Consider the following 12,453-nt stretch of genomic DNA (forward strand, 5'->3'; position numbering starts at 1 on the left):
CCCCGCGTCAGCCCAGCGTCTCCACCTGAAGCACGTGCTGTCCCAGGCGGACGCGGTCTCCCGGACGCAGCGGACGCTCGACGCCGCTCGCGAGGCGCACATAGGTGCCCAGGCCTCCGGACAAGTCCCTCAGCAGGGCACCGGTGGGCGTGGGGGACAGCTCGCAGTGGCGGCCCGCGAGGCCCTCGTCGCCGGGGAAGCTCAAGTCACAGTGGGCCAGTCCGATGGTGAGCAGCGGCGCCGCCGTCATCACCGCGCGTCCCGCCCGGCCACCGACGAGCATCTCCTCCACACCATAGACGGCCTGCCCCAGTGGCACCGGGGCGCCATAGATGACGGGTCGTCCCGTCACGGGGGGCTGGGGCTCCAGTCGGCCCGTGAAACGGAACAGCCGCTGGCCCGCGCTGAAGAGGGTGCGCGGGGTGAGGGCTTCCGTGCCCCCAACAGTGACGAAGACGCCCGAGGCGCTGGACTCGTCCCGCACGTACAGCGCGCCATCCTTCACCAGGAAGGTGGCGTGTAGGGGCGACACGAAGGCGTCGTCCGCGAAGAGGATGGCGCCGCGCTGGCGGCCCACGACGCACCCGGTGACAGGCAGCTTGTAGCGCTGACCCCGGGCGGAGCCCGCGATGACCGCGAGCCCGAACCGGGAGGCGGCCGGAGGGGCAGGGCGGGGCGCCGTGGTGGCCGCGCCGGCCCGGCCGGGCATCGCGCTGTCCGGAACCGGCGGGGGCGGACGGGTGGTGGCCGGGCCTGACGCGCCGCCCGTGCGGGCCATGATGCCCGGGGGCGCCGTGGGGGTGCGCTGCTGCGGCGGCCGTTCCACTGTCAGGCCCGCGGCGGTGGGGGGCGGCGTCCGGGCAGAGGGGCGCAGGCCCGGCGGAATGGCGCTGGGAGCGGGCGGAACCACCGGCTCCGCCACCTTGCCGCCGGGGAAATTGGACACCGCGACCGGCCGGCTGCCGGTCGGCGTACCCGGCCGGGCGACGGCCAGGGGCGGCTTCGTGGCGGCGGGTTCGCCGAGCGCCTGGCCGCAGAGCACACATGCAGCCGCGCGAGGTGAGTTGTACCCGTCACAGTTCGGGCAGACCACGGCGAGGGAGGACAGCAGGAGCTGTGACATGAGCGGAGGCGAATCTACGGGGCCGTAAAACACCGGGTCAACGAAAGCGAACGCACCAACTGGGGTGTCCCAGAGGGAGGTGACGTCCAGGTGTGGGGCAACGTTGCCCCTCCGTTGGTGCAAAGTTACGATTGCTCCTCATTCGATGATTCGCCTGAACGACATCCTCCAACGGGTTTCCCAGTACCACCCCGACCCCGACCTGGACATCATCAAGAAGGCCTACGTCTATTCGGCCAAGGTCCATCAGGGTCAACTTCGGAAGTCAGGCGAGCCCTACCTCGTCCACCCGCTCGAGGTCGCCGGCATCCTGGGCGAGCTCAAGCTGGACGAGGCGTCCATCGTCACCGGACTCCTTCACGACACCATTGAGGACACGCTGGCCACCGCGGAGGAGCTGACCGAGCTCTTCGGTTCGGAAGTGGCCAATCTGGTGGACGGCGTCACCAAGCTGTCCAAGTTCTCCGCATCCGCCAGCCTGTCGCAGGAGGAGAAGCAGGCGGAGAACTTCCGGAAGATGATCATCGCGATGGCGCAGGACATCCGCGTCATCCTGGTGAAGCTGGCGGACCGCACGCACAACATGCGGACGTTGGATCACATGTCGGAGGAGAAGCAGGCCCGCATCGCGCAGGAGACGCTGGACATCTACGCGCCGCTGGCCAACCGGCTCGGTATCTCCTGGATCAAGACGGAGCTGGAGGACCTGAGCTTCCGCTACGTCAAACCGCAGGAGTTCTTCGCGCTCCAGGAGAAGCTGAACAAGCGCAAGAAGGAGCGGGAGAAGTACATCGAGGACACGTGCGACCTCATCCGCTCCAAGCTGGCCGAGCGCGGGCTGAAGGGCGAGGTGAGCGGCCGCTTCAAGCACGTCTACAGCATCTACAAGAAGATCAAGTCACAGGGCATCGACTTCGATCAGATCCACGACATCATCGCCTTTCGCATCATCGCGCCCACCGCGCCCTCCTGTTACGAGGCGCTCGGTCTGGTGCACGAGATGTGGAAGCCGGTGCCGGGGCGCTTCAAGGACTTCATCGCGATTCCGAAGCCCAACATGTACCAGTCGCTGCATACGACCATCATCGGTCCGCTCAGCGAGCGCGTGGAGGTGCAGATCCGCACCTCGGAGATGCACAAGATCGCCGAGGAAGGTATCGCCGCGCACTGGAAGTACAAGGAGGGCAAGGCCGTCATCTCCAAGGATGACGAGAAGTTCGCCTGGCTGCGGCAGCTGATGGAGTGGCAGCAGGACCTGAAGGACCCGAAGGAGTTCCTGGAGACGGTAAAGGTGGACCTCTTCACCGACGAGGTCTTCGTCTTCACGCCCAAGGGCGACGTGCGCTCGCTGCCTCGCGGCGCCACGCCGGTGGACTTCGCCTACGCCATCCATTCGGACGTGGGCAACCGGTGCGTGGGCGCCAAGGTGAACGGGAAGATCGTCCCGCTCCGCTACAAGATGAAGAACGGGGACACGGTGGAGGTGCTCACCAGCCCCCAGCAGCACCCGTCCAAGGACTGGCTCACCTTCGTCAAGACGAGCCGGGCGCAGCAGCGCATCCGCGGCTTCATCAAGCAGCAGCAGCGGGAGAAGAGCCTGCAACTGGGACGCGAGCTGGCGGACCGCGAGCTCAAGCGCTTCCAGCTCAACTTCAACCGGTTGCTCAAGTCCGGCGAGATGAAGAAGGCCGCCGTGGACCTGGGCTTCCGCGTGGAAGACGACATGCTGGTGGCCATTGGCTACGGCAAGGTGACGCCGCAGCAGCTGTCGCACCGGCTCGTCCCTCAGGAGAAGCTCAACGCCGCGGAGGCGGGGACTCGCGGGGACGCCAACACCGCCGTCTCGGCGTCCTCCGGTGGAACGGGCAACTCGGTGCTGCCGGGCCTGTCCCGCGTCACCGACCTGGCGAAGCGGCTGGTGGGCCGCAGCAACCGCAGCGGCGTGCAGATTGGCGGCGTGGACGATGTCCTCGTGCGCTTCGGGCGGTGTTGCAACCCCGTCCCCGGAGATCCCATCGCTGGCTTCATCACCCGGGGACGGGGCGTCACGGTTCACACGGTCGGCTGTGAAAAGGCGCTGGCAACGGATCCCGAGCGGCGCGTGGACGTGTCGTGGGACGTCCGGGGCGACTTCAAGCGCCCCGTCACCTTGCGCATCCTCACCGCGGACCGGCCGGGCCTGCTGGCGGACATCACCAACACCTTCTCCAAGAAGGGCGTCAACATCTCCCAGGCCAACTGCCGGGCCACCGGAGATGACCGGGCGGTGAACACTTTCGAGGTCATCATCTCCGACCTCAAGCAGCTCACCGACCTGATGCGAACCATCGAGCGGCTTCAGGGCGTCTACTCGGTCGAGCGCATCTAACCGCCTTCGTCTTTCGTGGTAGAGCGCCCGGAAACCCCGGCGGCCCGATTCGGGCCGCTCTCACCCCGAGGTGCGCCGCATGGCTCGCAAGGCAATCCATTCCGACCAGGCCCCCAAGGCCATTGGCCCGTATTCCCAGGCGGTGCAGGTGGACGCCGGGAAGATGACCTTCCTCTCCGGTCAGATTCCCCTCGACCCCGCCACCATGGAGATGGTGCAGGGCGACGTCGTCGCGCAGGCGGAGCGGGTGATGGAGAATCTGAAGGCCGTGCTCGCCGCCAGCGGGCTGGACTTCTCCCACGTCGTACGCTGCACCATCTTCCTCATCGATTTGGGCGACTTCGCCCGGGTGAACGAAGTCTACGGCCGCTACTTCACCGGCGCGCCGCCGGCCCGCGCCACCGTGCAGGTGTCCGCGCTGCCGCGTGGCTCCAAGGTGGAGATTGACGCCATCGCCGTCTCCTGAAGCAAGGGCTGGAAAGACGAAGGCCGCCGGACTCAGAGGAGTCCGACGGCCTTTGTCGCGTCAGGGCACCAGGGCCCCAGCGGGAACTACTTCGAGTCGGCCACCGCGCCGCCGGTCTTCTTCAGCTCCTCGTCGATGACGCGCTTGAACGCGTCGACGGGCTGGGCGCCCACGAGCGTGCGGCCATTGATGAAGAACGTCGGGGTGCCGTTGGCGCCCACGCTGGACGCCTGCGCCATGTCGGCCTCGATCTGCGCGTTGAACTTGCCCTGGTCCAGCGCGGCCTTGAACTTGTCCATGTTCAGGCCCAGCTCCTGCGCGTACTTCTCCAGCGAGGCGCGGTCCAGCGCGCGCTGATTGGCGAAGAGCTTGTCGTGGTACTCCCAGAACTTGCCCTGCTCGTGCGCGGCCAGCGCGGCGGCGGCGGCCGGCTTGGCGTTGGCGTGGAAGGGCAGCGGCTGGTTCTTGAAGGCGACCTTGATCTTCCCGCCGTACTGGTCCTCCAACTGCTTCAGCGTGGGCACCACGCGGCTGCAGAAGGGGCACTCGAAGTCGGAGAAGGCGACGATGGTGACCGGCGCGTTGCTGGCGCCCTTCACCGGGGCGTTGCCCACGTCCACCTTCTGGACCGGGGGCTCGGCGGGGGCGCCAGGGGCCGCGGCGGCCGCCGTCGGGGCGTTGGCGACGTTCTCCGCGTTCAGCTTGGCGTAGAGCTCCTCGGGCTTGGTGCCGGCGGCGAGCAGCTTGTCCGCCTTGCCAATCTCCTCGTCGATGACGCGCTTGAAGGCCTCGAAGGGCTGCGCGCCGACGAACTCACGGCCGTTGATGAAGAACGTCGGGGTGCCGTTGGCGCCCAGGGCGCTGCCGGCGGCCATGTCGGCCTCGACCTTCGCCTTGAACTTGCCCGAATCCAGGGCGGCCTTGAACTTGGCGACGTTCAGACCCAGCTCCTGCGCGTACTTCTCCAGCGAGGCGCGATCCAGGGCCTTCTGATTGGCGAAGAGCTTGTCGTGGTACTCCCAGAACTTGCCCTGCTCGTGCGCGGCGTGCGAGGCCTCGGCGGCCACCTTCGCGTTCGGGTGGAAGGGCAGCGGCTGGTGACGGAACACCACGCGCACGTCCTTGGCGTAGCCGTCCTTGATCTTCGACAGGGTGGGGCCCACGCGGCTGCAGAAGGGGCACTCGAAGTCAGACCACTCGACGATGGTCACCTTGGCGGTGGCCGGGCCGAAGGAGGGCGAGTCCGAGGGGACCTCCACCTTGCGGACCGTGGCGGCGGGCTGCTGCTGCTGCTGCTGCGCCTTGGGCGCGGCGCGCTCGGAGCCCTTCTCGATGATCTTCGCGTACACCTGCGAGGCGGGCACGCCGCCCTTCACCAGGTTCTCCGCCTTGACCAGCTCCTCGTCGATGAGGGCCTGGAAGTTGGCGATGGGCTGCGCGCCCGACAGGAAGCGGCCGTTGATGAAGAAGGCCGGGGTGCCGCTGGCGCCCAGCTGGGTGGCCAGGGCCTGGTCGCGGGTGATGATGTCCTGGAACTTGGGGTTGCCCAGCTCGGCCTTCCACTTGTCCAGGTTCAGGCCCAGCTCCTTGGCGTACTGCTCCAGGGACGCGTCATCCAGCTTCTTCTGATTGGCGAAGAGCTTGGCGTGGTACTCCCAGTACTTGCCCTGCTCGCCGGCCGCCATCGCGGCGATGGCCGCGGGCTTGGCGCGCGGGTGGAAGGAGAGGGGGTTCTGCTTCATCACCACGCGGAGCTTCTTGCCGTACTGCTCCTGGATCTTCTCGATGGTGACGTTCGCCCGGCTGCAGAAGGGGCACTCGTAGTCGGAGAACTCGACCACGGTGATGAGCGCGTCGGCGCTACCGTGGGTCGGCGAGTTCTCGATGGGCACCTTGAACACGGTGGGATCCACCGGTCGGCGTCCACCGGGCGCCGGGGCGGCGGCAGGAGAGTTCGGTGCGGCCTTGGCGACTTCGGACTTCGTGGACGGGCCGGTGGTGACGCGGCCGCCAACGAACCCGAGCACCAGGCCGACCAGCAGGGCCACGATGACATTGGGCTTCATGAGTGGGTCTTGCTCCTTCGCCATGGGGCCGGCATTGTGGGCCCGAGCGGGTTTTCAACGAGGGCAGAGGGCGGCGGTCTTAACAGAGGGAATTCCAGACGCGCAAGCAAGCCGCTCTGGCCTTCCAGGGAGCCGCGCCCCCTCAGGGGCCCCAAAACTTGGGAGACTTCGGAAAAATTCCGTCAGAGTCTCGATCATGGACGCCGCCGTGCGCATCGACACTCGGGGGGCCTTGTGTCCCATGCCCATCCTGGAACTCGCCAAGGCCATGAGAGCCCTGGCGCCAGGGACGCTCGTGGAGCTCGTCTCCACGGATCGCGGGTTGGAGGCGGACCTTCCCGCATGGTGCGAGGCTACGGGGAATCCACTGGTCCGCATGGAGCGCCGGGAGACCCTCTACGTGGGCTGGGTGCGCAAGGCGGGGTGAGCCGCCTGCCGCCACAGCCCACGCCTTGCTTCAGAGCATCTGCAGGACGCGGTCTTCCAGGCGCTGGCCGCGGCTGACGCCCAGGATGAGCACGTCGTGCTGCAGCAGGTGACGCACCACCTGGCTGATGACCTCTTCTGGCGCGATGCCGCCACTGAAGCGCACGCGCAGCACGGTGTCGCTCTCCATGCGCGCGTCCGTGACATGGGGCATCATGGTGAGCTCCGGGATGATGACGCTGCCACGGGCGATCTGGACGCGGAACTCGGCGCCCTGGCCGGTGAGCTCATTCATGCTCCCCGCCTGGGCGAGCGTGCCCTTGTCGAGGATGGCGGCCGCATCACACAACTCCTCCAGCTCCTGGAGGTTGTGGCTGGAGACCACCACCGTCTGGCGGCCCTTCATGTCGCGGATGACCTGACGCACCTGGGCGGCGATGCGTGGATCCAGCCCGGCGGTGGGCTCGTCCAGCAGCACCAGCGGCGGGCTGCCCATGAGGGCCTGGGCCATGGCGGCGCGCTTGGCCATGCCGTGGCTGAGCGCCTGCGTCTGGACGTTCCAGGCCTCCATGAGGCCCACCTTGTCCAGGGCCTCGCGCGCCTCACGCTCCGGCTCGGCCAGGGCGGACAGCCGCGCCCAGTACGTCAGCAGCGCGCCCACTTCCCATCCGGGCGGCAGCACCGCGTCCTGCGGCAGCGCGCCCAGGCGGCCCTTGAGGGCGCCCGGGGTGGTGGGGTCCACGTCCATGACCTTGAGCGAGCCCTCGGACGGGTAGAGGTAGCCGCACATCATGGAGAAGGTGGTCGTCTTGCCGGCGCCGTTGGGGCCGATGAGCCCGTACACCGCGCCCTTGGGCACGGAGAAGCTGACGCCGTTGACGGCGACCTTGGGGCCGAAGCGCTTGGAGACGCCGAACAGTTCAATGGCCACGTCGCTCACAGGTCCCTCGCGCGCAGGATGCCGTAGGCCGCCATCAGGAAGACGAACGCGAAGACCGCGTAGGCGGCTCCGCTCGCGCCGAACTGCGCCAGGCCCGGATGCAGCAAGTCACTGGCGTAGTACGACGGGGACAGGTAGCGCAGGAAGCGCAGGTTGCCCGTGTCACCCGAGGCCCGGCCGATGGTGTCCATCAGCCAGAAGACGAACAGCAGGATGAAGTTGAAGACCAGGCTCACCGCTGGCGAGCGGAACATGCTGGAGCACAGCGTCGTGAGGGCCACGTAGGCCAGCGAGAAGACGATGGCCGCCAGCCAGAACTTCAGCAGGTTGAGCGCCACGGCGGCGAAGCTGAAGTCCGGGTTGGCCACGCGGGCGTAGACGAAGATGGCCAGGTCGATGATGAGCACCAGGCCGAGCAGCAGCGTCGCCTGCGTCAGGAACTTGCCCAGCAGCACCGACGAGCGCCGCGCGCGCACCGTGAGGTAGCGCATGGAGCGTGGGCCCACTTCACCGCTGATCTGATCGAAGCCCATCAGCGCGATGTAGGCGGGCAGGAAGAAGAGGGTGATCTTGAAGACGATCAACACCTCCAGCGGCACCTGCGCCAGGGCCTCGATCATCGCGGAGTCGTTGCTGGTGAGGAATCCCAGCACGCCCTTGCGCATCTCCTCGTTGATCTGCACGGAGGCGCTCGAATCCGCGCCCGCGCCTTCCAACTGCTTGGCGACGGCGCTGCGGACTTCGCCCGCGAGCCAGCCGACCACCAGCAGCACCAACGCGGAGAACATGCTGTAGAGGCCGAGCAGCACCACCGTCCGGCCACTGCGCACGGCCCGGCGGAGCTCGGCGCTCCAGATGACCACCGTTTCTTTCAATCCGTCCAAAGTGTGGGCGAACCTAGCGGAGATGCACACCCCTCCGCCAAGTTTCTGATTTCACCGAGTGGTGGAAGCGACCAGGGAGGCATCCGTGGACAGCGCGCCCCCAGCCGGTAGGATCCAGGCGTCGCTCACCCCCCGGAGCCCCCCGTAGCAATGCGCTTCCACCGCCGTCTCCTGTCCGCCGCCGCGCTGCTCCCCCTGGTCCTCGTCATTGGAGCGACCGAGCCGGAGCAACCCACGTCCGCCGGTGCCTCCGAAGCCGGTGGGGCAGGGGCGGTGGTCGCCGCCCCTGGCACGGCGTCGCAGGCCGCCCAGACGGACGCGGGTATGTCGGGCTCCGCCACGGCGTCCCAGGATACCGCCCAGACAGACGCGGGGACTTCAGGTTCCGCCGCCGTCTCCGCCGCCGCGGTGCTCGGGGGCGAGTCGCCGGACGGAGGACTGGCGGCGCTGGCCGCGGAGCCGGGGATGGTTCCCCCGATGCCCGTACCCTCGCGCGAGAAGGCGCCGCCCATCGCCACGGTGAAGCCGCTGGCCAAGTCCGCGGACCTCATGGCCCGCGCGACGCTGGAGGGCGGGAAGCTGGTGGTGAAGGAGAAGGGCGGCAAGAAGAAGCAGCTCACCATCGACCCGGTGCTGCAAGCGTCGCTGACGCAGATCCTCCGCAACTACGAGACGCCCTACGGCGCGGCCGTGGTGCTGGAGCCGTCCACCGGGCGGGTGCTGGCGCTGGCGGAGCACTCGGCGGCGCGGCCGGAGCTGCGAGGGCTGCCGGTTCGCGCGGTGTTCCCCGCGGCCAGCGTTTTCAAGATCGTCACCGGCGGCGCGCTGCTGGAGGCCGGCGTCACACCGGAGACTGAAGAGTGCTTCCACGGCGGCAAGCGGCGCATCTCCGAGAAGCACCTGCAGGACAGCGAGCGGGACGGCTCCTGCTATTCGCTGGCGCTGGCCATGGGCAAGAGCGCCAACGTCATCTTCGCCAAGCTGACGAACAAGCACCTCACGGTGGACTCGCTGCGCCGCATGGCGGCCCGCTTCCGTTTCAACCGTGAGATTGAGTTCCCCGTGCCGACGGATGTGTCGCTCGCCGCCATCCCCGAGGAGACGTTCAGCCTGGCCAACACGGGCGCGGGCTTCGGGGACGTGTACCTGTCCCCGCTGCACGGCGCGCTCGTCGCCGCGGTGGCCGCCAACGAGGGCCGCTGGGTGGACCCCATCCTCTTCGAGCCCGAGGGCCCGGCGCCGCTGCTCCCGGTGGAAGGTGAGCCCGTCCTCACGCCCGAGGCCGCGAAGGCCCTCACGGTGATGCTGGAGGAGACCGTCACCAGCGGCACCGCGCGCGCCGTGTTCCGCGAGCGCGGCTTCCGCGTGGACGCCGCCGTGGGCAAGACAGGCTCACTGGCGGACCGCGAGCCCTTTCGCGACTACTCGTGGTTCGTGGGCTTCGCGCCCAAGGACAACCCGCGCGTCGCCGTGGCGGCCATCATCGTCAATGACCCGAAGTGGCGCATCCGGGGCACCTGGCTGGGACGCGAGGCGCTCCGGCTGGGCCTGGAGCGGCTGCCCGCGCCGGTGGAGATGACGGCCCCGGCCTCCGCCGCCGGCAAGCACTGACGCTTGCGTCAGCGCGGCGTCAGCTTCACCAGCCCCGCGTCCACGAAGCCGGCGAAGAACTTCAGCGCATCCAGCTCCTGCAGCGGCGACACGTGGACGATGGCGGCCACGTCGCGCCGTCCGTCGATGCGTGACAGCAGGTAGCGCTCCGGCGCGGAGAGCTGGAGCGTCTTCAGATGCCCGGGCGCGACCTGGAGCGTGGGCACCTTCGGCGGGTCGGCCAGCTCCCGCCGCAGGTGCACCAGGAGCTTCTCCTGGGCCGCCTTGACGAACTCCGCCGTGCGAGGGGAGGGCGACATCTCATGCGCCCGCCGCGCCAGCGCCTCGCCGTCCCGCGCGTTGCCCGCGTCGAGGAACAGCTGCGCGGCCTGGAGCACCTCGTCCGACGACGTCTCCGAGCCGATGATGCCCGGCTCTCCGTCCTCCTCCACCACCACGGACATCTCGGACTCGGGCGGCTCGTCGGACACCTTCACCGCGTCCAGGCGGTAGAGCGCATACAGCCGCTGGTAGAGGAAGAAGTCCGTGGCGTGCAGCGCCAGCGCGATGCCGTCGATGGTGAGGCCTTCCTTGATGAGCTGGACGATGCGCTCGTCCATGCTCCCGGGCTTTCGCTCGGGCAGCTTGCGCTCGTCCACCGTGAGCCGGACCGCGCCGGACGGGAAGACGGCGCGGATGGCCTGCCAGGCCGTCTCCCGGAACTCGCCCTCGCGGTGGACGTCCAGCAGGTCCACGCTGACTTCCAGGCCCGCGACCTCCGGCGCCGTGTCCGCCGCCTCGAAGACGAAGTCGCCGTCCTCCCAATGGAAGGCGTCGAGAATCATCTCCCGGAACTTGTGGCTGAGCGTGCCGCGAACGGTGGCTTCCGGCACCAGCCCCGTCATCACCAGGATCTTCCCCAGGAAGATGCGCGTCTCCGCCTGGGTCGAAAAAGCCTTCTCCAACTGGTCCTCAGTCAGGTGCCCCATATTGATGAGGAACTGACCGAAGAACTCGCGCGGCTGGTTGGAACTGGCGCTGACCACATGGCCTTCGCGCAGTTCGAGTTGCTTGCGCACGTCCCCACGCTCCACCTTCAGGGACCCCGTCGCTCGCCGGTTCCCGAGATAGACGACGAGGTCCTTGAGAGGCATCGTCGAGAAGTCGCCAGACAAGCCACGCATTAACCGTTCATCCTGCCCCGCATGCGCGTCGATATCTACTCGAAACCCAATTGCTCTCTCTGTGACAAGGCGGCCGCCGTCGTGGAGTCCGTGCGCGCTCGCATCCCCTTCGAGCTGCGGATCATCTCCATCCTGGAGGACGCGGAGGCCTTCACCGCCTGGCGTTACGACATCCCCGTGGTCGTCATCGAGGGGGTGCCTGCCTTCAAGCACCGCGTGGACGCCGCGGAGTTCGAGGCGCGGCTGCATGAGGTCAAAGGTGGCACAGCCATTGCTAAATCCGCTGCCCAGAATGGGTAGCCAGCTTCCCTTCTCTAGTAAATCCGAGGGGATGAGGAAGTCAGGATGGGGTTCGAGGCTGTAAATCCGGGGTGGGCCTCGAAAAGCGGCAGAGAAAAGTTCACGCGGGAAGGTGGAACGGTGGGTGTGCGAAGGAAGCGAGTGGGCAAGGCCGGACAGCCGCCCACCGTGCTCGTCGTCGAGCCACGAGCAGCAGACCTGGAGCGGACCCGGTTGCTCCTGGCGGAGGCCGGCTTCCGGGTGGTGCCGGTGACGCGCTTCGACGCGGCGGTGCCACTCTTCGAGGTCATCCGCCCGGCAGCGGTGTTGCTGGCCGCGCAGGCGCCTGACTTCGCGGCCGTCCAGGTCGCGCGCCGGTTGCGGCAGCTCAGCCATGGCGCGGTGCCGCTGCTCTACCTGGTGGATGAGCGGGACGCCGAGGCCCGGCAGTACTGCCTGGAGCGGGGGCAGTGCGTGGACCTGGTGCCTCGTTCGGGCAGTGGCTCGGAGCTGGCGACGAAGCTTCACGCCCAGCTGAAGCTGAAGGACGCGGTGCTGCGGGCCGCGGCGGGGGAGGAGGCCGGCACGGCCCAGGCGCTTCATGACCCGGTGACGGGGCTCTACAATCGGCCCTTCCTGCTGGAGTTCATCAGCCTGGAGGCGCGGCGGGCGGAACGCTACGGCGGCGGATTCTCCGTGGTGGCGGCGGAAGTGGGGGGCTGGTCGGCCTTCCGCAAGGAGTTTGGACGAGGCATGGCGGAGCGTCTGCTCGTGTACAGCGCGGTGGTGTTGGGGCAGACGGTGCGCGACGCGGACGCAGTGGCACGGGTGGGTGACTGTCAATTCGCGCTGATGCTCCCGGGAACGCCCGCGGAGTCGGTTCAGGAGGTGGTATCCCGCGTGGCGGCGCGCTTCGACACGGCCCGCTTCCAGGTGGAGGGGAAGGTGGTGCGCACGTCACTGGAGCTGGGAACGGTGAGCTTCCCGGATTCGGTGGGCACGCCCACGCAGCTGTTGAGCGCGGCGCAGCAGGACATGCGACGCGTGCGTGAGTTTCGCCGGATGGTCGGGAGCACCTCCCGGTTGTCGGTGTGAGGGTGGGTAGGACTTCGATGCAGCGGGCGAGT

11 protein-coding genes are annotated in these 12,453 nt (G+C 68.2%); 6 read left to right on the top strand and 5 right to left on the bottom strand.

The window, feature by feature from the left end:
- Window positions 1-7 precede the first annotated feature (7 nt).
- Window positions 8-1,123 carry an FHA domain-containing protein gene (locus tag BHS09_RS15895; protein ID WP_237080378.1) on the bottom strand — a complete coding sequence of 372 codons (1,116 nt, stop codon included), beginning with the start codon at window positions 1,121-1,123 and terminating at the stop codon, window positions 8-10.
- Window positions 1,124-1,268: 145 nt separating this feature from the next.
- On the opposite strand from BHS09_RS15895, the gene BHS09_RS15900 reads away from it, so the two are divergent.
- Window positions 1,269-3,491 carry a RelA/SpoT family protein gene (locus tag BHS09_RS15900; protein WP_140790979.1) on the top strand — a complete coding sequence of 741 codons (2,223 nt, stop codon included), beginning with the start codon at window positions 1,269-1,271 and terminating at the stop codon, window positions 3,489-3,491.
- A gap of 70 nt (window positions 3,492-3,561) precedes the next feature.
- Complete coding sequence (locus tag BHS09_RS15905; RefSeq protein WP_171410346.1) at window positions 3,562-3,957, top strand: RidA family protein; 396 nt, start codon at window positions 3,562-3,564, stop codon at window positions 3,955-3,957.
- A gap of 86 nt (window positions 3,958-4,043) precedes the next feature.
- Here the strand turns inward: BHS09_RS15905 and BHS09_RS15910 are convergent, their stop codons facing one another.
- A complete protein-coding gene (locus BHS09_RS15910; RefSeq protein WP_140790983.1) occupies window positions 4,044-6,023 on the bottom strand; it encodes a DsbA family protein in 1,980 nt (659 codons plus the stop codon).
- A 196-nt stretch (window positions 6,024-6,219) separates the two neighbouring features.
- Between BHS09_RS15910 and BHS09_RS15915 the strand changes: the two genes are divergently transcribed.
- Window positions 6,220-6,450: a sulfurtransferase TusA family protein gene (locus BHS09_RS15915; protein ID WP_140790985.1), complete on the top strand. Its 231-nt coding sequence runs from the start codon at window positions 6,220-6,222 to the stop codon at window positions 6,448-6,450.
- A gap of 30 nt (window positions 6,451-6,480) precedes the next feature.
- Here the strand turns inward: BHS09_RS15915 and BHS09_RS15920 are convergent, their stop codons facing one another.
- Entirely contained in the window at window positions 6,481-7,389 is a 909-nt protein-coding gene (locus BHS09_RS15920) for an ABC transporter ATP-binding protein (protein WP_140790987.1), read from the bottom strand.
- Window positions 7,386-8,303 carry an ABC transporter permease gene (locus tag BHS09_RS15925; RefSeq protein WP_140790989.1) on the bottom strand — a complete coding sequence of 306 codons (918 nt, stop codon included), beginning with the start codon at window positions 8,301-8,303 and terminating at the stop codon, window positions 7,386-7,388. Before BHS09_RS15925 ends, BHS09_RS15920 begins: the two co-directional genes overlap by 4 nt.
- 120 nt (window positions 8,304-8,423) lie before the next feature.
- Between BHS09_RS15925 and BHS09_RS15930 the strand changes: the two genes are divergently transcribed.
- On the top strand, window positions 8,424-9,884 hold the full coding sequence (locus BHS09_RS15930) for a penicillin-binding transpeptidase domain-containing protein (RefSeq protein ID WP_140798286.1): 1,461 nt from the start codon (window positions 8,424-8,426) through the stop codon (window positions 9,882-9,884).
- An 8-nt stretch (window positions 9,885-9,892) separates the two neighbouring features.
- Here BHS09_RS15930 and BHS09_RS15935 read toward each other — a convergent pair whose 3' ends face one another.
- Entirely contained in the window at window positions 9,893-11,047 is a 1,155-nt protein-coding gene (locus tag BHS09_RS15935; protein WP_140798287.1) for a DUF4388 domain-containing protein, read from the bottom strand.
- A gap of 21 nt (window positions 11,048-11,068) precedes the next feature.
- Between BHS09_RS15935 and BHS09_RS15940 the strand changes: the two genes are divergently transcribed.
- Both BHS09_RS15940 and BHS09_RS15945 read left to right on the top strand, forming a co-directional pair.
- Window positions 11,069-11,347 (top strand): glutaredoxin family protein, encoded by a 279-nt coding sequence (locus BHS09_RS15940; protein WP_140790994.1) that lies wholly within the window; start codon window positions 11,069-11,071, stop codon window positions 11,345-11,347.
- Between the two features lie 45 nt (window positions 11,348-11,392).
- On the top strand, window positions 11,393-12,421 hold the full coding sequence (locus tag BHS09_RS15945) for a GGDEF domain-containing protein (protein ID WP_140798288.1): 1,029 nt from the start codon (window positions 11,393-11,395) through the stop codon (window positions 12,419-12,421).
- Window positions 12,422-12,453: the final 32 nt, after the last annotated feature.

It is taken from the genome of Myxococcus xanthus (assembly GCF_006402735.1).
GTDB classification, from domain to species: domain Bacteria; phylum Myxococcota; class Myxococcia; order Myxococcales; family Myxococcaceae; genus Myxococcus; species Myxococcus xanthus_A.

Bases quoted from the DNA above. Each gene is read 5' to 3' on its own strand.
- BHS09_RS15935 (WP_140798287.1), bottom strand. From the start codon at position 11,047: ATGCGTGGCTTGTCTGGCGACTTCTCGACGATGCCTCTCAAGGACCTC.
- BHS09_RS15915 (WP_140790985.1), top strand. From the start codon at position 6,220: ATGGACGCCGCCGTGCGCATCGACACTCGGGGGGCCTTGTGTCCCATG.
- BHS09_RS15910 (WP_140790983.1), bottom strand. From the start codon at position 6,023: ATGAAGCCCAATGTCATCGTGGCCCTGCTGGTCGGCCTGGTGCTCGGG.
- BHS09_RS15940 (WP_140790994.1), top strand. From the start codon at position 11,069: ATGCGCGTCGATATCTACTCGAAACCCAATTGCTCTCTCTGTGACAAG.
- BHS09_RS15895 (WP_237080378.1), bottom strand. From the start codon at position 1,123: ATGTCACAGCTCCTGCTGTCCTCCCTCGCCGTGGTCTGCCCGAACTGT.
- BHS09_RS15900 (WP_140790979.1), top strand. From the start codon at position 1,269: ATGATTCGCCTGAACGACATCCTCCAACGGGTTTCCCAGTACCACCCC.
- BHS09_RS15945 (WP_140798288.1), top strand. From the start codon at position 11,393: ATGGGGTTCGAGGCTGTAAATCCGGGGTGGGCCTCGAAAAGCGGCAGA.
- BHS09_RS15930 (WP_140798286.1), top strand. From the start codon at position 8,424: ATGCGCTTCCACCGCCGTCTCCTGTCCGCCGCCGCGCTGCTCCCCCTG.